Origin of the sequence: Methylocystis sp. WRRC1 (genome assembly GCF_020733155.1) — a bacterium.
In the GTDB taxonomy this organism is placed as follows: Bacteria; Pseudomonadota; Alphaproteobacteria; order Rhizobiales; family Beijerinckiaceae; genus Methylocystis.
Genome location: NZ_JAJFZJ010000001.1, coordinates 2,732,397 through 2,750,912, shown reverse-complemented (window position 1 = coordinate 2,750,912; position 18,516 = coordinate 2,732,397). Strand labels below are relative to the sequence as shown.

Annotated in this window: 13 protein-coding genes and 3 pseudogenes; 5 read left to right on the top strand and 11 right to left on the bottom strand. The window is 61.9% G+C overall.

All coding sequences use genetic code 11. The features are described from left to right. Positions 1 to 18 precede the first annotated feature (18 nt). From casB to LG047_RS13385, 4 genes are all read right to left on the bottom strand, one after another. Complete coding sequence (casB, locus tag LG047_RS13400) at positions 19 to 597, bottom strand: type I-E CRISPR-associated protein Cse2/CasB (protein WP_227967280.1); 579 nt, start codon at positions 595 to 597, stop codon at positions 19 to 21. Then, positions 594 to 2,231 carry a type I-E CRISPR-associated protein Cse1/CasA gene (gene casA / locus LG047_RS13395; protein WP_227967279.1) on the bottom strand — a complete coding sequence of 546 codons (1,638 nt, stop codon included), beginning with the start codon at positions 2,229 to 2,231 and terminating at the stop codon, positions 594 to 596. The genes casB and casA overlap by 4 nt, the downstream gene beginning before the upstream one ends. A gap of 67 nt (positions 2,232 to 2,298) precedes the next feature. Then, entirely contained in the window at positions 2,299 to 4,971 is a 2,673-nt protein-coding gene (gene cas3, locus LG047_RS13390; protein ID WP_227967278.1) for a CRISPR-associated helicase Cas3', read from the bottom strand. 892 nt (positions 4,972 to 5,863) lie between these two features. Further along, entirely contained in the window at positions 5,864 to 6,346 is a 483-nt protein-coding gene (locus LG047_RS13385) for a hypothetical protein (RefSeq protein WP_227967277.1), read from the bottom strand. 240 nt (positions 6,347 to 6,586) lie between these two features. On the opposite strand from LG047_RS13385, the gene LG047_RS13380 reads away from it, so the two are divergent. Then, positions 6,587 to 6,823: a hypothetical protein gene (locus LG047_RS13380; protein WP_227967275.1), complete on the top strand. Its 237-nt coding sequence runs from the start codon at positions 6,587 to 6,589 to the stop codon at positions 6,821 to 6,823. A 798-nt stretch (positions 6,824 to 7,621) separates the two neighbouring features. On the opposite strand, the gene LG047_RS13375 is transcribed toward LG047_RS13380, so the two are convergent. The 3 genes from LG047_RS13375 to LG047_RS13365 form a co-directional block, all read right to left on the bottom strand. After that, entirely contained in the window at positions 7,622 to 7,930 is a 309-nt protein-coding gene (locus tag LG047_RS13375; RefSeq protein WP_227967273.1) for a hypothetical protein, read from the bottom strand. Between the two features lie 441 nt (positions 7,931 to 8,371). Continuing rightward, positions 8,372 to 8,623, bottom strand: a complete 252-nt coding sequence (locus LG047_RS13370) for a hypothetical protein (RefSeq protein ID WP_227967271.1) — start codon at positions 8,621 to 8,623, stop codon at positions 8,372 to 8,374. Between the two features lie 1,469 nt (positions 8,624 to 10,092). Then, on the bottom strand, positions 10,093 to 10,425 hold the full coding sequence (locus LG047_RS13365; protein ID WP_227967269.1) for a hypothetical protein: 333 nt from the start codon (positions 10,423 to 10,425) through the stop codon (positions 10,093 to 10,095). Positions 10,426 to 11,451: 1,026 nt separating this feature from the next. On the opposite strand from LG047_RS13365, the gene LG047_RS13360 reads away from it, so the two are divergent. Then, a complete protein-coding gene (locus LG047_RS13360) occupies positions 11,452 to 11,736 on the top strand; it encodes a hypothetical protein (RefSeq protein WP_227967267.1) in 285 nt (94 codons plus the stop codon). Between the two features lie 9 nt (positions 11,737 to 11,745). Here LG047_RS13360 and LG047_RS19775 read toward each other — a convergent pair. The 3 genes and pseudogenes from LG047_RS19775 to LG047_RS19600 all read right to left on the bottom strand — a co-directional run. Further along, positions 11,746 to 11,805, bottom strand: a pseudogene (locus LG047_RS19775) (hypothetical protein); the annotation flags it as partial. Positions 11,806 to 12,043: 238 nt separating this feature from the next. Continuing rightward, positions 12,044 to 12,226, bottom strand: a pseudogene (locus tag LG047_RS19770) (ATP-dependent metallopeptidase FtsH/Yme1/Tma family protein); the annotation flags it as partial. 18 nt (positions 12,227 to 12,244) lie between these two features. After that, complete coding sequence (locus LG047_RS19600) at positions 12,245 to 12,373, bottom strand: hypothetical protein (RefSeq protein WP_255679573.1); 129 nt, start codon at positions 12,371 to 12,373, stop codon at positions 12,245 to 12,247. An 85-nt stretch (positions 12,374 to 12,458) separates the two neighbouring features. On the opposite strand from LG047_RS19600, the gene LG047_RS13350 reads away from it, so the two are divergent. Next, the gene (locus LG047_RS13350) at positions 12,459 to 13,409 is read left to right on the top strand and encodes an IS1595 family transposase (RefSeq protein ID WP_227967266.1); all 951 of its coding nucleotides are present in this window, start codon (positions 12,459 to 12,461) and stop codon (positions 13,407 to 13,409) included. Positions 13,410 to 13,744: 335 nt separating this feature from the next. Here LG047_RS13350 and galT read toward each other — a convergent pair. Further along, positions 13,745 to 14,209, bottom strand: a pseudogene (gene galT, locus LG047_RS13345) (galactose-1-phosphate uridylyltransferase); the annotation flags it as partial. 81 nt (positions 14,210 to 14,290) lie between these two features. Here galT and LG047_RS13340 point away from each other — a divergent pair. Both LG047_RS13340 and metK read left to right on the top strand, forming a co-directional pair. Next, the gene (locus LG047_RS13340; RefSeq protein WP_227968494.1) at positions 14,291 to 17,338 is read left to right on the top strand and encodes an HAD-IC family P-type ATPase; all 3,048 of its coding nucleotides are present in this window, start codon (positions 14,291 to 14,293) and stop codon (positions 17,336 to 17,338) included. Then, positions 17,328 to 18,509 carry a methionine adenosyltransferase gene (gene metK, locus LG047_RS13335; protein ID WP_227967265.1) on the top strand — a complete coding sequence of 394 codons (1,182 nt, stop codon included), beginning with the start codon at positions 17,328 to 17,330 and terminating at the stop codon, positions 18,507 to 18,509. Before LG047_RS13340 ends, metK begins: the two co-directional genes overlap by 11 nt. Positions 18,510 to 18,516 lie beyond the last annotated feature (7 nt).

Below are 18,516 nucleotides of genomic sequence, written 5' to 3'. Positions count from 1 at the left end.
TCGACAAGTTGCGATAAGTCAGGCGGAGACGAACGCGGACGTAGCTTCGGCGCTCGCGGTTTCGCTTTCACTTTCGCCAGCGGCGTAATAATCGAAGATGAGCCGGCGTCTGACGCCTTCGTCGTCGAAGCCGAGCACGTATCGGGCGACGTCCCGCACATTCGCCGAGCCGCCGAGGATCGCTATGGCGCGCCGGAACGCGGTCGTGATTTCGTCTTCCGTCTGCGCATCGAGCAGTCGCTTGAAGCGCCCGAGCTTTAGCGCCGCGCTCTGTTCGTCGTCGATCGACGCGCGGCCGATCTGGCGGCCAAAGCGGCCCTGCCGGTCCTGGCGGATCGTAGAAAGCGCGGCCGCCAATGTCGCGACGCGCGGCAGACGCGCGGGGTTTTTGTATCGAAGCGCGCGAAAAAGGCGCAGCGTCGCCTCCTCGGTCATTGCCTCCTGCGGCGAGGCGCGCCGCAAACGCGCCAAGGCCGCGCGATCTTGGCCCGATTGCGGTTTTCCCTCGCCTTCGCCATTCAGTGAACGCCACCAGAGGAAGGCGGCGAACGCCGGCTCGAATTTCTGCCCCTGCGCCTCTGTCGCATCTTCGGTCATGCAGCCTTCCCCGCTTTCTTCTTTGGTTGCGGCGGCTCGAGATCGAGGGCGGCGAAGATCTTCCTGCCCATACCGCCGAATCCCGAAAAGGCGCCGATGAGATCGCGACGCGCAGGAACCGCGCGCTCCATGATTTTCAGCGGCAGGACGTCGAAGCCGACCGCCTCTTCGAACATGGCGAGGGATCGTGCTTTCAAAATTTTGAGCCAGCGATCACCGATCTCGTGTTGCATGGGCGTCGGATCACCGGAAAAAGAAGCGAAGCGATGGGCGAACTCCCGCAAAAGCGCGAAGAAATCGTCCTGCGTCTCTTGAAAGAAAGCTTCGCGCAGCGCCGAGAATGGGGTCGCCTTGCCATCGGCGCGTTCGCCGGCGAGCGCGATTCGAACAGCGATCCCCGTGGCGCTTGCGGCGAGATCGGCCGCGCCGACAATTCCCCGCGCCGAATGATGAAATTCCTCGATCGCTTCCTCCGGAAGAAGGAATATCGGCATCTCGGTTTCGACGAAGCCGCGTGCCTTCATGTTGTCCATATCGAAGCCGGCGGCGAGAAGCCGCGCCTCCGCGACTCGCCCCAACGATCTGACCCGCCGCGCCGCAATGGCAACAATCCTCGCGGGTCGCTCCTCCTCGCTTGCCTCGCCGGCGACCGACGGCCAGTCTTTATAGAGAACGCCGCCGGGCTGCGGATGAACCGGGAGCCAGTCGCCCTTCGCCTTCGGCCGATAATAGGGCGACAGATTATGTTCGAATGAGGCGTCGTAGGACACGCCATACGGGCGCGTGCGGTAGGTGGCGACGATGCAATCGTCGATTTCACCGGTGATCGAACACTGCGCGCGCGAAGTATTCGGTCCGAAGCTCAGCCTGATGCGGCGCGGCATGCCCCAGAACGCCTGCAAGATGTGCGAAGAGTGGGGAGAGACAGTGCGCGGCGGCTTGCCCTCGGAGGTCATTGTCGGCGCTAGCCAGGGAAAGATTCTCTCTTTCGAGTCATGCGCTGGAGGATACGCGCTGTCGACTTGCGGCGTATTGAGCCACAGCAATCGCCAGAGCTCAGTCGTCCCGTAGGACGGCGCAACAAGAGTGGTGAGCGGCCCGCCGCCGCGCAACGACACGCGGTGCCCCGCGCCGCCGGATGGCGCGAAGGTCTGGAGCGTGAAAAGCGCCATTGCCGCGGCGGCGCGGGACAGGCCTTGGACCTGACCGCGCTTCTGAAAAAGATCCTTGTTTTCCTTGATCGTGTTGGCACCCGGTGCCTCGATGAGCAAACCCGAGATCGGCGTCTCATCCGCATCCGCGAGCGCATCCATGTCCTGTCCGAAGCGCGCCCCTTCGCCATCGAGCACGAAGGCGGCGACGAAGGGCGCAAACGCTTCGTCGAGTTGCGCGGCTTCAGGCGGGTCGCGCCACCAAGCGAGAAAGGTCTTGCCGTCCGCCGGCGCAAAAGCCGTCGCCAGCAGGCCGATCATGAACTCGCGCGCGGCGGCGTCGAAATCGGGGCGCCCCCACGCGAAGGCGACGACCGGATCGTCGGCGAAGTTCGAGGCGATTTCCGCCGGACGAATGACGCTTTTGGCGCCGCTGCGGCGGCGCACAGGGAGCCAGGGCGTGGCGAGCAACGAAAACGTCATGAAGACACTCAGCAAGTCGCTTTCGAATTTCATTTCAAGATGAAGGAAAAAGTAGCCCTTGCAATTGTTATTCAGTCGATGTCGACATTAATCCACAGGTCTCGTCGTAGAGGAGCACGATCGGCTGAACACCGCCTTTGAAGGCTTTTCCCGCGTTCGCACGCCAAGGCGCGCCCCCGATAAGCGGTAAAATGACCGCGCTGTCGCCATTCCTGCGCCAGAGCTCCTCCAGCGCCCGAGCGGCCGCTTCAACCTCATCGTCATACTGGCCTCGTCCTGAAGCGCGAGTCGCGCGAACGGAAACCTCCGACAGCGCCCAGGCGCGAAAAACATCCGGATCTTCCGCATAGGGACGAAGGCTTCCGTCTTTCCAGAAAGCCAGACGAAAAATTGTCTGTTCGTCGCCCAGTCGCGTCGGCGTTCGCACGTCGCTCGACCACGCGCGATGATCCGCCGCATAGCCGGCGAAAAAATCCAGTAAATTATTGTCAGCGTGGCTCATCTCGCCGAAGGCAGCCCCTTCCATCGCATCAAAATTGGGTCGAAGCCCCTCGGGGATTTTTTCCCGGGCGTCAGCGCCGTAAACTGTTTCGATCATTTCGCGCACGCCTTCAGGCGAAACGATCGCCGCGGCGTCGAACAGGACTTTTGCGCTCAGCCAAAGCAGCCCGTGCGCTTTGTAGACATATGCAGCGCGTTGAAAAAACTTAGGGAACCAGTCCTCAGCCGCAGCTTCGATTGGCTCCGGCGAAACGACAAATAACTGCGGTCCCGCGATTGGACGCGGCCCGCGCTCATGGCGCCAAAGACGGCCAGCACGCTGAACGATCAGATCGATTGGCGCAAGGTCCGTGATGATTAGGTCGAAGTCGAGGTCGAGCGACTGCTCGATGATCTGCGTGGCGACAAGCACGCGCCCGCGCCTTTGTTCCGCCGTTCCAGTCTTGCCAAAAATCGCGAGCGCCTCCTCTTCGACCTTCAAACGATCAATCATGGCGAAGCGGGCATGAAAGAGAATCGGCGCCAGCCCTTTTTTTCGCAAATCTTCGAAAGCGTCGATCGCATCATCGACCGTATTGCGGATATAGGCGACCGACGCTCCCTGTGCGGCCGCCACCACGATGCGGTCCAGCGCTTCCTCTACCGTCGGGAGTCGCGCGACGTAGACACGCCGTTTCAAGTCCGCGCGTGCCTCGATCGGCGCTTCTACGGGTTGGGCTCCGGGCGAAATCGTGGATACCAGCGGATAGGCATCGCTTTGCATCGCCACCATCTGATAGCTGCATCCGCCCAGAAATGCGGCGGCGTATCGCTCTTTCATGCGTCTGGGCAAGGTCGCTGAGAGAATGATCGACGAGCCGCCCATCCCGGCGTGGAAGGTCAACAGTCGCTCCAGCTCCCTGGAAATGTAGGCGTCATAGGCGTGCGCCTCGTCGACAATCAGAATTTTGCCGGCGAGTCCGAATTGCCGCAGCGTCGCATATTTAGTCGGAAGAACGCCAAGCAGCGCCTGATCGATCGTGCCGACACCGACATCGGCGAGCAGCGCCTTACGTCGATCGTCGGCGAAGAAGGCCGAACAGGCAGCCTGAACGGTTTCGATTTCGCCGTCCGCGCCGCCCTCCGACCTGCCATGATTTGGCAGAACCGACGCGCGAAAGCCTTCGTGAAGCCGGGAACGGCCGTGTGCGAGCGCGAGGGACGGCGTCGCGCCTGTCGCGAACAATCGCCGGTAACAGGAAGCCATGCGCGCATACATCGCGTTGGCGGTAGCCATCGTGGGCAGGGCGACGAACAGCCCTTTCGCCTTTCCGGCGATCATCATGCGCTGTGCAAGAAGCAGCGCGGCCTCGGTTTTGCCTGAGCCTGTTACATCCTCAACGAAGACTAGCGCCGGGCCTGGCGGCAGGACAAATTTGCTGCAATAAGCCTGCCCCGCGGTCGGCGCCCAGGTAGCGTCGAACAGCGTTCGATAGCTCGCGTCCAAATTCGGTGGAGAGGGCGCGATCCGCAGCGCCTGCAATGCTGCCCGGGCGCGCGGTCGGGCAACTTTCGACCAGTAGTCGCCCGGCGTGAAATCCGCACGCTCATAATGGAAAAAGTCGGTCGACGATCCGATCCAATCCGCCAGCGAAACAAGGCCGGAGAGACGCCAACTCATTTGCCTCGCGACTTCCTCGGAGATGGCCGGAAGAGTTGGCAGAGTATGGTTGTCGAAGGCGGAGATGATCGCTTCCGCGACGGCGCGGGCGTTTTGCGCCGTTCCCCAGGAAAGTGACGAACCGCCGGCGGGATGGCGATCTTGCGGTTTGCCATGATGGAAGGCGATCGGCGCAAGCAAGGCCTCTCTTGCATAGAAATCGTCGTCTTTCAGAAGCTTCGCGACGAGTTTGCCCAGCGGGCCGTCGAAAAGCTTCATACTCCCGGCGGCATGATCGTAAGCGGCCGGCTCGCCCGGCCAAGGGCCTAGCGACTGCGGCCATGAAATCCTGCTCTTGGCCTGAAATTTCGCATCGACCTTGCCGATATCGTGCAGGGCGACGAGTGCCGAAAGCGGCTCAACGATCGCGCCGCTAGGGCAGCCAAACGGCGCGGCCATATTCGAAAGGACCGACGGGTCGGTCAGCAGCAGTGCCTCAAATACAGCCGCGACATCCAGCGCGTGGTAGATGAGCGGATGAAATGGCGTCGATTCAGCATTTGCGGGAGAAGCTTTACCCCAAAATTGGAGCTCGTTCATCAACCGTCACCTTAAAGGATACCACGGGAACCAACCCAGATACTGGTTTGCGAGTCGAAAGCAGATGCGTCAAGGGCATCCGCGACTGTAATACCTACAACTTCTATGTCGAGCCAAATTGTCAACACACCTGCCGCCTGCTGCGCATTCGTCGATGCATCGAGCCGATAGTTGCTCGATCCGTGCGAGAACGGACACCGCGCAATTCACGCCGGGCATACGAGAATCGCGTCATCAGATGATCCGGGAAATCCGCGTCCGCGCTGCTTAACCGGCCGCTTCACAAACGATGGAAAAATTTTCTCGTCCGCAAGCACCGGATTGTTTAGCTGGCGGCTTTTTCCCGAGTGATTCGAAGAAATTTCGTCGCGAAAGTTTCGAGATTCGCCTTAGTGGGGAAGCTTCCGGCGACTGACGATGAAGAGGTTATTCAGCATTATCTTCGTTGTTAAGCTCACCCTGGAATATAACTAAACGAAACCGAGCTGCTTCTTGACGTTTTTCATCGTTTTCGATCGCTGCTCTTATTTAAGTGAAATCCGCCGTTATTTATTTCTGTTAAGTTGAGTATGCCCTTCGACGATACCCGATAAGCAAGGGAGATGTAAAAACGACAAGGATAATTATGAACGACAATGCTCAGCAGGGAGAACATCAGAGAGACCCTGCTCGAATGCATCGAGTAAAATGAGCCTGAAGCTTCATGAGGAGATGAAGGCGTCGAGGGATGAGTTTATAGATTGTCTGTATTGGATCAAGGCGAAGCTCAGTATGGCAATATAATACTATTGCGGCCTAAAAACGCCGCGTTCGTTTTTCGCAATTTCCGAGCTGACGGTCGCCCGAGCGTCGCAAGCGGCAGACCTGATCGGTTCCCGGCTGAGAGAGGCTCTCAGAATTCGTCAGGAACGACGAAGTTCTGGAATGATAACGCATAGCCTACGCTTTTGGCAACATATTCCGCAACGCCACGCTGATTCGTGATGTTCTGAACGTCTACAGTTCCTGACGGAACCAGCTCCTTCCAGTAGATCGGAGCCCATTTGTCAAAGCGGTCCTCATAATCCTGTCGCGCATCCGGCCAAGGCGGGAAAAACTGAACAAGCCCATGCCAATGCGGGTTCGACGCGGGCTTTTCGAGGAAAAAGAAGCCCCAGATCCGATCTTCAGGCCGCGTCTGCCACTTGGGTCCGACCACCTTCCGGTTTACCCGCGCATCCCATTCGCGGAGAAGTTTCCGCATCCGCACAAGACCGCGCTCATCGTCGCCATGAGCCGACAGTAGCGGATCGTTCGACGCCAGCGTTATGAAACGATCGAATGTCCAGCGCTCCAGCCAGTCGACAATCGCCTCGCCATCCTTCGGACGGACCATTCGCGCGCGAAAGGCGGGGGAAGGCGGAGTGTAAACTGACGACAATGGCAGCCTCACGATAATGGCGACGGCGCGGAGTTAGACGCGCGCCTTTCGTTCATTTCATTATACTATATTATTGGAGGCGCGAGCATCGACGCCGGCATTTGATCGAGCAGAAGCGCTTCTGTTTGTCGACATGTTTCCTTTCTCGCCAAGACTGCTCTGATCAGGGGACGAGCAAAAACGACGATCACGCGCATGAAGCGTCCGTTCGAGCAGTCGCTGGCCGCACAGCTGATGGTCATGCAGATGAATCGTCCGGACGATATGAGGGATTTTGCTGATCGCAGTCTCGGCGCACGGCGCGGTTCCACGCCAAGTAAGTCGAAGAAATCGCACATAGCGCCGTCGTCGCGGAAGTCCGTTCTCGTCAATCGTGCCTGCATCGAGTCTCGGCCTGGCGATGCCTACCGCTGTCGTGATCGCCCGGATTGACCTGCTCGACCGGTCAGGCGGCGGAGCTCCGCGCGCCATCGTTTCCAACGCGCGCGAGTGCGCTGATCCGCGTCGTCCGGGATGATCATCGGCCGCCAGCAAAAGCGCGCCTTGTCGCGTCTGACATGCGGAGGCCGCCCGGAACGCCTGGGGAGCACAGGGGTGCGCTCCGCGAATCGAGGCGCTACTCATGTAGCTTGAACAGACAGGAAAGTGCCGGTGAGCTTCTTTAGCGACCGGAGCCTGATAGAGACGACCGGAGTCGCCGAAATTGCGCGGTCATAAAAGAAGATAAAATTATAAGTTATAAAATATATATATATATTATCTCCGCGCAATTTCGGACATGAGCTTGGCTATTGCCTCCGGCTCCTTTGTTCCGGCTTTCTCCGACGATCATCTCCGGCTCATTTTCGATCTACTCCGGCTCCCCCCTTTCGAGGTCCGTCTCCGACTCGTGAGTTGCGTCTCCGGTCCGTCTTCACCGGACAAGTGAACAAGTCGCTTTACAAAGCGCGAAAAAAAGTTTTTCGAGCCGCAGCCGGATTTGTTTAGTTGCACCGGACCGGCTCTGATGCGCGCCATCTGCTTCATCTGGGCGCGGCCGGAACCGTCTTGCGGCGCGCCGGATTAAGAAGCGCGGAAAAAGATAAGAATATCTAAATCACAGGATAAATGTTATTGGCGGTTTCTTATCAATTGAACTACCACTGAACGCCTCCGAGGCGGCGCTGTTAAGCCCTTTTTCCGCCTCGGTTAAGCGTCTGTGAAGGAGACCGGCAAGGTTCTGAACCGTTCTTAATGGATCAGCAGCTTCAGGCCGACGCCGACGAAGGTGATCTGGAGCGCCAGACTGAAGCCGACCATCCACTTCAACACCATCCTGTCGGACTTGAGCGTGGCGACGTGCTTCTTCACGTCCTTCATCTCCGTCTCCAGCGTCGCAACGTCTTTCTTGATGATGCGAATGTCGCCGGTCAGATCGTCAATGTCGCCGCCGAGATCGCGGTCGCGCCGACTCAGCGCCGTCGCCGCCTTGATAGCCTTCTCCTCCGGCGCGCCGATCTCACGCATGACTTCGTAGGCCTCAGAATGCATGACGGCCATGGCGTCTCCCTGCCGCTGAAATTTACGAAGGAGCGATCTGGCGTCAAGTCGAGCGGACATGATTTAAGGCGACGTCGTCGGCCTGATGCAGCCAGCGGCGCCAGAGCGATCCGGGTCGTTGCGTTGCGCAGCAGATCGGACCGCAAGGACGCCTGAACATCCGGCGCAATGTCGTCTGCCCGACCCGGGCGACCTGCCGGGGAACCCTCCGCGCCGCGCCCTCCCCCTCGGCGGCCTCTCGTATCTCGCTTTGCGTCTCGCCGGCGCGCAGTCGCGCCGGCCAGGATTGTTTGTCATTTCGGCCTCCGATTGTCCTGCGCTCATGGCTCGGGGATGATCCAACGAAGGTTGCAAGCTTATTCCACCGATGATCCTGATGGGGCTCGCGGCGAGCGCTTGACCATTTCGGACTGCTCTTCCCGGACAAACGGAAACGGCCGCTCAGTCGGTCGTCAACGCCTTCCGCAAGCGCTCCTTGACCGCTTCACTCGGCGCGGGATCACTATTGTCGGTCGAAGCGCGGATTTCCTCGATAAAAGCGAGCTCATTGCCCGAAACGACATTGCCAAAAATCTCGTGAACAACCTTCGCCACTTCGGGATGATGCTGCTCGAGGGCAAGTCGGAACAAATGCGCCGGATCGACGGCGAGCGCCCTGGCCATCGCCGGAACGCGATCCAGCGGCAATTTCATCTCGCCCTTCTTGAGCATCGAGATGACATTCGGCCTATCGTAACCGATCTCGAAAGCAATTTGACGCTAATTCTTGGCATGTGAAATCGCGTCGATTTGCCCGGTCAGGTATTTTGCGAGAGCGGAATGCTCATGTGCAAATCCTGCGTGGGACCGCGATGTTTCCGGGAATTTTGTTGTCGTCATTTCGTGCTCGCCTGTCTTTTTCTATAAATCACTCGTTCGTCGAACGAATCTGCAATCACGCAGACTGCATGCTTGAAATATAGCGAGTTCGACACGGCGTTAGTTTGGGTGTTGAGTTTTTCATGAGGCAGAGTGTCGTTTGAAGGAAAGGTGAGCGGAGCGATCATTTACGACCAATGACCGATTCCGCCGCGCCGTTGCCCCGCTCGCAGCAAGTAGTGACAGCCGTCCCATGTTGACAGTCGCGTCGGAACGACGATGTAACTCGCGGCCGCCGTGCCGTATCGGCGAAATCGTTGGTGTCAGGGCCTGCGCGAAGAAAATCCATGGCGGTAGGGCAGGACGGCGACGGAGCCATGTTCCCCGGCGGCATCCCCATCAGCATTCGACGCGTTTTCTAGGACTTCGCTCGCGATCGAAATCGACGTGGCTACAAAATCGGCCGACAGAAAAGTTCCTTCACCCCCCATTGGGGGCTTTCAGCGCCCTTGACTTCGGCGATGAGAAAATGAGCGGTGACATTCTGGAGCGCTGTGACTCGTGATCAGGTCGCGCCGGCAGGAAAGGATCGATACTGGGCATCTCGCGCTGCTGGCTGGCTCGACGTCGGCGACGACCCACACTATTCGAAACTCCGCTGCATCGACCCTTTTCCTTCCCCTCTCGCGGACGCTCCGCAAAAAGCCCCGGTTACACATCATTGCCGAGGAGCTCGACGCCCATCGTAAACGCGTGCTTGGCGAGCATCCGCATCTGACCCTTCCTGTCCTATACATGTTATGGCGCGCCTGCGGGAAGGCGTTGAGCCGAGGCGTGCGAACGGAATGAGCGCCCCATCCTCGACGATGGCCTCGTGCTAATACTGAAGGAGCTGAATGACAGGCTCGACGCCGCGGTCACCGCCACCACCGCGTATGGCTGGCCGGTCAACGTCGCGGACGACGATATTCTCGCCCTCCTCGCGCGCTCAATAAGGAGCGCGTGCAGGAGGAGGCTCGCGACCTTATCCGCTAGCCGCGGCCTGAATAACAAATCCCGCGTTTCGGGCCGATCGAAGAAAAGGTCGAACTCGAACTCGTCGGTGGCGCGAGGGCGTTGGTGCCGCGGCACCCGTCACTTCAAAAGTTGCCGTCCCGGCCGAAGACATTGCCCAGACCGGGGCCGTCATGTCCGTGCTTGCCGAAGCATCAGAGCCGCGCGACGCCAAAGCGTTAGCACGTAGGGCCTTCGTCAGCAGCGCGGATGGCGGCCGAAGCTTCATGCTGCGTCGCGTGGCATAAAATTTAGCCAGCTTGAATCCGGAGATTTGCCGCGTCGCTGCGACTTGACGCAGGCGTTGTCATTTCGCGCGCAAGGTCGTCCAATCGTTCGAGGCCCATTCTTCTGAATGCTTCTGTCATCGTCATGGATTCCGACCGCGAATTTTTCCATGTTACAAGCGCGGCTTTCCGGGTCGCGCTGAGGCTGAATTGCGACTTGACCGACGACTTCAATTCCGCGTTTTCCGCCTCGAGCGCGGCGACTCGCCTTTCAAGCCCATCGATATGCGCGGCAGTTTTCGCGGCCTTGTTCGCACACCATCGCCGATTTCTTTCAACTTGAGTTTGGTCCGCCATCTAGCCCCTTTCCGTAATGCTCACGGCGTAATGCTCAAGCCCATTAAAGAATGTAATACTCACGGTTTCTGTCGGGCGTGAGCATTACCATTTTCTGTTTCCGACACGCTCGCTTCGCGAGCTTGTCGCCGGCGCACGCTTCGCGCGCGCGGCGCACTCTGGAGTCCGTTCCTGGAGCCTGCGAAACAGAATCTTGGACCCTGCGGAACAGATTTACTCCCCTGTCCGAACGCGAATGAAGCGAGTCGGAAACGCCAACCCGCAATCGCGCCCGAACAAGGAGGGGAAGCTGTCGACCTGCGTCTACAGACCACATCAGCGGGGCGAGGCGCGATACGCCAGCAGGCGGGAGCCCGTTGCCTGCATGTAACCCCGGTTCACCCTTGCCTTTCAGCAAACTCCGGTTAGCTCTTGCGAGCCGCGACGCCTCTCAGCTCTGATTGCCACCGAGGGACGCCTCGGGGTCGCTTCGCAGCGTCGCCCCGATCTTTCCGTTTTTGTTCAAAACGCTCTTTCGAGCGCCGCTCTGATTGGCCGCGCTCCCGGCTCTCACCTTCCCGTTGGATCGACGGGACGATTTTCCGGCTGGTCCGGCGCTTCGGCTCTCTGCGGTCATGTTCCCGCGTCGGAGCCTGACGTTGTCCGGTATGTGCGTCGCAGGCTTATCAGGCCCGGGACGCGAGCCAGCGCGCGCGCGCGTAGACAGCAAGTGCGGCCGGCGGCTTTTTCGTGGGGTCAGTGGGGCGCTTTGGGGCGTAGTTCTCAGGCGCTGGGGATGGTTGCAAGTTTGTCTTCCGAGATGGTGCGCGGGACGGAGAAGTTCAAGATCGATGAAAGACAATCCCTCTGATTTCGTAACTGAGAATGCATCACGTGCGTGAAGACCGCCCCCCAGGCGAGAGGCTCGCATCTGTGGCGCTTAGGTCTTCGCCGCTGTCGCCGCTTCGTTTTCGAGGTCATCGAAGACGAAATAGCCATGCAAGTGTCGACGCTCTGCTATTCAACGTCGTCGGCGTCTCCCTCGTCATGGCGGGGAAAAAGGTCGGTGAGTTCATCTTCGCCGAGATCACGGATTTCGATGATCGGAAGCCGGTCGAGACGATCGACTCGATCGAGACCGAGCGGCGCGGTTTCAAGCGTCGTAACGCCGCGACGCATCCGCCCTCATCAGCCTTTCGCCGGGATTTCGTGCGGAGGTTCGACGCCCCCCTTCCCGGCGGCCTGAATGAGCGGGACATCGCTTTCGGCGAGGATTTCCTGATCAAGCAGGAGTTGCGCGGCCTCCCGATGCAGAGATGCGCAGCGCTGTAATATGGCGCGCGCGCGTCCGGGCTCGTCCAGCTCGTCGATGAAGATGACGCAGGGCGCAATGAAGCGCACCTGCGCGAAGCGACCCCCGATGCGCGTCGACGCCGGCGACGTCGGCGAAACCGACCTTCACGTCCTTCTCCATGAAGACCTTTGCCCTGCTCTGCCCGACCGACATGATCGAGCCGAGCCCCTGCCCGACGCGGCGCGCGAAAAAATTCCAGATGAAAAAGAAGATCACGGCCGGCGCCAGCCAGTAGAGCAGCGTCGTGACCCATGTGTTTTCGGCGGCGCCCGAATATTTCACCTTCGCGGCCTCGAGCTCCTGCGCGAAGCTGGGATCGACGCGGACGGCGAGCACCTGCTTGCGGCCGTCCGGCAGGGGCTTTTTGAGCGTCGTCTCCACCACCCGCTCGCCGACCTTGACCTCAGCGATCCTGTCGTCGCGCAGCATGTCGGCGAATTCGCTGTAGGGGATGACCTGCGTCTGGCTTTGCGTCTGCCAGAACTGCTAAAAGGCGAGAATGGCGAGGACGGCGAGAAGAAGATAGCCGACCCCCAAGCCCCATTCTCCCGCCTTGTCGGACTTTTCCATCGGCTCGGGTCTCGTTGCGTCGTCGTCGTGGTCGGCGGCGAGCATAGTGTTTCCTGATTACGCCCTTGTGTCAGCTTCGATTTTCCGAGAGAACAAATAAGGAACATATTGTTTTTGGGAGGTCTCGACGGTGGCGCGCAACAAAGTGCAATTTCAGAAAGAGCTCAGCGAAACCGAATTCAATAAGGCATATGGGAGCGAGGAGCGATGCCACGCGGCGTTGGTGGAATGGCGCTGGCCGAACGGCTTCGAATGTCCTGATTGCGGCGGGACCGCGCATTGCGTCGTGACGCGCGGGGCGCGCAAGCTGTTCCAATGCAACGCCTGCCGCAAGCAGACCTCAGTGCGCGCAGGGACGATCTTTGCTTCGAGCAAGCTGCCACTGCGCCTTTGGCTTGCGGCGATGTATCACCTGACACAAACGAAACAGGGAATCTCCAGCCTTGAACTCTCGCGACGGCTCGGGATCACGCAGAACGCGGCCTGGAAAATGAAGCACAAGCTCAAACAGGTCATGCTGGAGCGCAACGCGAAGAAACGCCTGAAAGGCAAGGTTCAGATGGACGACGCCTATCTCGGAGGCGAGCGCGCCGGCCCGCCGGGGCGCGGTGCCGAGGGAAAGACGCCGTTCGTGGCGGCGGTCGAGACAACAACGGATGGCAAGCCGCACAAGATCATCCTGCGGCGCGTTCACGCTTTCAGCAAGACCGCGCTTCGCAACCTCGCCAGCTCGGCGCTCGAAAGCGGCGCAGAGGTCGTCTCCGACGGCCTCAAATGTTTCGCCGCCGTAACCGAGGCAGGATGCAAGCACACGGCGATCGTCACGGGCTCTGGCCCAAATGCCACCAAGACGCCGGCGTTCAAGTGGGTCAACACGGCGCTCGGCAACATCAAAACGGCGCTCGTTGGAACCTATCGCGCCGTGCGTGAAAAACATGCGCCCCGTTACCTGGCCGAGTTCGAATATCGTTTCAACCGACGATACGATCTCGGTGGAATGATCCCTCGCCTTGCCCGCGCCGCTCTCACCACCAAGCCTATGCCATATCGCCTTCTAAAGCTGGCTGACTTTCAGGCGTAATCAGGTAGTGTTTTGCGCGCGTGGTGCCTACATTTCTGGGCCGCGTCGGGGGGCGGCGATGGCGAAGCGTTCGTCTGGGTCGATTTTTTCTGATTCTTTGAAAGAAATGCGAATTATTCTGATGAACCCATTGCCAATGCGCTGCATCAGACGGAACAGGCCGTCGCATCCGCCCCCTTCTCGAATTTGGCTTCCACCGGCTCGCTCTCTGTGTGAAGGCGACGCGCGAGGCGCCCGTCGGCGCAGACATGGACGCGCTCCCGAACAGTCTCCTCGGCCGCAGAGCAACGACAAGCCTCGGCGCGTCCTCGCCCCTCGTCTGGCGCGCAGGTCTCCTACCCGTCTTGCGTGAAATGATGTGAGGAAACCTCACGCAAACGAAGAGCGGCCTGCTCGGCGGTGATATCGCGCTGCGGCGATCCGAGCATTTCGAATCCGACCATGAACTTGCGCACATTCGCGGAACGCAGCAGCGGCGGATAGAAATGCGCGTGAAAGTGCCAGGCGGGATGCGCGCCGCCATCCGTCGGCCGCTGGTGAAATCCCATCGAATAGGGAAAATCCGTTTCGAATAGATTGTCATAGCGGATCGTGAGACGACTCAGCATGTCGGCGAGCGCGAAGCTTTCCTCCTCGCTGAAATCCTCCAGCGCGCCGGCGTGGCGCCGAGGCAGCAGGAGCGTCTCGAAGGGCCATATCGCCCAGAAGGGAACGAGCGCGACGAAATGCGCGTTCTCGTCCACCACGCGCTCGCCGAGCCCGCGCTCCAGCGCGAGATAATCGCACAGGAGACACGAGCCCTTGCGCGCTGCGGCTTTGCAAAAGAGGCACTGTCATAGATCTGTCGTAAGAGGCGGGCTTGGTCGCAGGCGATGGTCGTGATGGTCCCCCCGGCAAAAATGGAGACCTCGCAAGTCGTTCGCGAGGCGTATCCCTCGTCAGCCGAAAGCGGAGCCTTCTCAATTCAGGCGCAGCTGGTCCACAGCACGCCGGGCCGCGCGCGCTTTCGAGACGTCCGGCTGCTCGGGCGGGAGAACCATGCGCGCTCGGTCGAGGCGACGTTGAGGCGGCTTCCCGGCGTAGCCGCCGTCCGGTCGAGTGATCTGACCGGCTCGATTCTGGTGGAATATCGAGCCCCGTTGACGCTCGAGCAACTGACCGCCGCGATCGACCTTGCGACGGCGAGCGAGTCCGTGACGTCCCCGGAGACGTGCGCCGATTCCTGCGAGTCCGACGCGCAGTTTCATGTCGAGTCGCTCGATGAGATCGCCGCCCGCCTCGGAGCCCGCCTGACGAGCGGGCTTTCGTCGGAAGAAGCCCGGGCGCGTCTTGCGGAACATGGCCCCAACGAGTTGCGTCACGCCAAGCCGCGGTCGGCGGCCGCAATCTTCGCCGAACAGCTGGCGACCCTGCCAATCGCCCTGCTGGCGGGCTCGGCGGCGCTGTCGCTGGCCACGGGCGGCCTCGCCGACGCAGTCATGATCGCGGCGGTGGTTCTGGTCAATGCGAGCATCGCCACCGCGACCGAGCGGCAGGCCGATCGGACCATCCTCAGCCTCCTCTCGGAAGCGCCGCAGCCGGTGACGGTCATCCGCGACGGCGAGCGCCGGAGTATGGACCCGCGCGACATTGCGCCCGGCGATCTCTTGATGGTCGAGCGTGACACGCTCATTCCCGCAGACGCGCGCCTGATCGAAAGCGACGACCTCACCGTGAATGAATCCGCGCTGACCGGCGAGGCGCAACCGGCGCGCAAGGACGCGTGGGCGGTTCTGGCGCCGGATACGGGCGTGTCGGATCGCCGCAACATGGTGTTCGGCGGCACGGCCGTGACCGGCGGCTCCGGCGCCGCCATCGTGACCGCTACAGGCGCGCGCAGCGAGATCGGGCGCGTGCAGGAACTGCTCGGCGCGGTGCGGCCGCCGGAGACCCCCATCCAGCGCGAGCTGGGCGACGTCGGCCGTGAGCTGGTTATCGTCAACGGCCTAATCTGCGCGGCGGTGTTCGGACTTGGGATGTTGCGAGGGCACGGTCTGATCGCCACCCTGCGCAGCGCGGTTTCACTCGCCGTCGCCGCGATTCCGGAGGGCCTGCCAGCGGTGGCGACGACCACGCTCGCGCTCGGCGTGCAGGACATGCGCAAGCGAAAGGTGCTGGTGCGCAAGATCGACGCGGTTGAAACGCTCGGCGCCGTGGAAGTCGTCGGACTAGACAAGACGGGAACCCTCACCGAAAACCACATGGCGACGACTGCGGTCCATGTGGACGGTCTGCTGCTCGAGTTGAAGGACGGGCGTCTGACGCACGGGGGCGCCGATGTGGAGCCCGGGACGAAGGCTGTCGCTCGCAGGCTTTTCGAAGTCGCTGCGCTTTGCAGCGACGCGGTCGCAAGAGTCGCCCCTGCGGGCGTGGAGATCGATGGCACGCCGACCGAGACCGCGCTCATCGAGGCGGGCATGGCGCTCGGCGTCGATCCGATCGCCCTGCGTCTGTCGTCGCGCATCATGTCGAGCGCGGCGCGCGGCGAAGGACGCAAGCGCATGAGCGCGCTGCACGAGGCGGACGGCCGGCGATTCCTCTGCGTCAAAGGTGACCCCGTGGAGGTGCTGTCGCGCTGCGCCATATGGCGGACGGCGTCGGGCGACGAGCCGCTGGATCACGATGCGCGCGCCGCCGTGCTGAAGGCCAATGAGCGCATGGCCGGGGATGCGCTGCGCGTGCTTGGCGTCGCGCTTGGCGAGGATGGCGGCGATCCGCGCGACGAGCGCGGCCTCGTCTGGCTCGGCCTCGCCGGCATGGCCAATCCCATCCGCCCGAGCGTCGCTCCCGCGCTCGCGCAATTGCATCGCGCCGGCGTGCGCACGGTGATGATCACCGGCGACCAGAGCGCAACCGCTTTCGCCATCGCGCGACAGCTGGATCTGGGCGACGGCGACGAATTGCGCGTGCTGGAGGCCGGCCAGATCGCGAAGATGCAGCCCGAGGTGCTCGAGGCGCTCGCTGCGCAGCCGCATGTGTTCGCGCGCGTCACCCCCGTCGACAAGCTCAACATCGTGAAGGCGCTGCAGGCCAATGGCCGCATCGTCGCAATGACGGGCGATGGCGTGAACGACGGCCCCGCCCTGCGCGCGGCCGACGTTGGCGTCGCCATGGGCGGAGAAGGCGCCGACATCGCGCGCCGCGTCGCCGACATCGTGCTCGCGAGCGACGACATGGACGGGGTCGTGGAGGCGATCCGGCTCGGTCGCGCCACCTACGCCAATATCCGTAAGGTCCTACGTTACCTCGTCTCGACGAACGCCTCGGAGACCATCGCCATGCTGGGCGCGGCGCTCGTCGGGGCCGCCGAGCCGCTGACGCCCATGCAACTGCTCTGGCTCAATCTCGCCACCGACGCGTTGCCGGCGATCGCGCTCGGTCTCGAACCTCCGGAGCCCGATGTTCTGGACCAGCCGCCGCATGATCCCTCGGCCCCGATCATGGCTGCCGCCGATTTTCGCCGCGTGTTGCGGGAGGGCGCCGTGATTGGCGGCGCCGCGCTGGCGGGTTATTTCGCGGCGGGCGGCCTGGCCGGCGGCGCGCGCGCGAGCACCATAACTTTTCACGGGCTGACGATGGCGCAATTGCTGCACAGCATCTCCTGCCGATCCGAAGCGCGCGGCATGTTGGCCGAGTTCGGCCGGCCGCCGAACAAGAGCCTGTATGGCGGCGTCGGCGTGTCGCTGCTGATGCAGGCGGCGGCGCAATTCTTCCCCGCGACGCGCACGCTTCTGAATCTCACGCCGCTGCGCGCCGGTGATCTGCTTCGCATCGGCGCGATCGCGGTCGGCAGCACGCTGGCGAATGATCTTCTCGGATATCTTGCCGAACACGGGCGCGCGTCGGGGCCACGGCCGCCGCGGCCCACGGGAGCAAACCATGTCGCCTGACATGATCTTCACGTCGGAATCGGTGACGCCTGGCCATCCGGACAAATTGTGCGACCAGATCAGCGACGCCGCGATCGACGCCTTCCTGCGCGAGGACGCGGGCGCGCGGGCGGTTGTGGAATGCGCGCTCGCGACGGGCGTGGTGTTTCTCGCCGCCCGTTTCGCCGCGGACGCGCGCGTCGATCTGTCCACGCTTGCGCGAAAGGTGATCCTGGACGCCGGCTATTGCGCCGAAGGATTCGACGCGCGCAGCTGCTCGATCCTCACGAGTTCAGCGGAGCTGCCGCTGGAGGCGCGCGAGCCGCCGCCCGACGCGCTGGACGAGGAGGCGATCGCCCGCCGCGTCGCGCATGAACAGGCCAATGTCTTCGGCTTCGCCTGCCGCGACACGCCGGAACTCATGCCGGCGCCGATCAGCTTCGCGCATCGGGTCGCCCGCGCGCTCGACGGCGCGCGCCGCGCGGGCCTCGTCCCGTCGCTGTCGCCGGATGCGAAGACGCAGGTCTCGGTCGAATACCGCCGTGGGCGGCCATCGCGCGTCCACGGGATATCGCTCACTCTCGCCTTCGACGAGCCCGCGCCGGGGCCGGACGCCCGGGAGCGTATCCGCGCGCTCGCCCTCGAAGCCCTCGCAGGGGGCGAGGTTGCTCCGGACGCTGGAACAACAGTCCATATCAACGCCGGCGGACCATTCGAGATCGGCGGGCCCGCGCGTCACGCGGGGTTAACCGGGCGCAAAAATGGCATCGATACATATGGTGAATTCGCGCGACAGAGCGGCTCGGCGCTTTCCGGCAAGGACCCTTCCCGCATCGAGCGGGCCGGCGCCTACGCCGCCCGCCACGCTGCAAAGAACATCGTCGCGGCGGGACTCGCGGACCGATGCGAAGTCCATCTCGCCTATGTCGTCGGCCAGGCGCAGCCGCTGAGCCTGTCGGTCGAAACCTTCGGATCCGGCGTCATGAGCGACGAGGCGCTGTCGAAACGCTTGTCCGCCGTATTGGACTTTCGGCCCGCGGCCATCGTTCGCCGCTTCGCCCTGCGAACGCGGCCGGCTTCCGCGGCCCCGACGGGCTTTTATCTACCGCTCGCCACTTTCGGCCATTTCGGGCGTCCTGATCTCGATCTGCCATGGGAGGCGGGCGACGCCGCCGAGGCGCTCCGCGGCTGAGGCTTAC